Source organism: Brevibacillus invocatus, assembly GCF_003710915.1.
GTDB classification, from domain to species: Bacteria; Bacillota; Bacilli; order Brevibacillales; family Brevibacillaceae; genus Brevibacillus; species Brevibacillus invocatus.
Window position 1 is genome coordinate 1 of the sequence record NZ_RHHR01000025.1, and the last position, 400, is coordinate 400.

Here is a 400-nt window from a genome sequence, read left to right on the forward strand (position 1 = left end):
AGGCGCAACCTCCGGCTACGGTAGCGGATGATCAACCACCGAGCATCTTAAATCCCAAGTACACCTTTGACACCTTTGTCATTGGATCTGGAAACCGCTTTGCCCATGCTGCGTCACTGGCTGTCGCAGAAGCGCCCGCAAAAGCGTACAATCCCCTCTTTATATACGGGGGTGTGGGTTTAGGTAAAACCCACTTGATGCACGCCATCGGTCATTATGTGATTCAACACAATCCATCGGCAAAAGTGGTTTATTTGTCGTCTGAAAAATTTACAAATGAATTCATCAACTCCATCCGGGACAACAAGGCAGTCGAGTTCCGCAACAAATACCGGAGTGTCGATGTCTTGCTGATTGACGATATCCAGTTCCTCGCAGGAAAGGAATCGACCCAGGAGGA

The 400-nt window shown here is 49.0% G+C and carries 1 pseudogene; it reads left to right on the top strand.

Annotated elements, in window-relative coordinates:
* Window positions 1-400 (top strand): annotated as a pseudogene (gene dnaA / locus EDM52_RS13705) (chromosomal replication initiator protein DnaA); the annotation flags it as partial.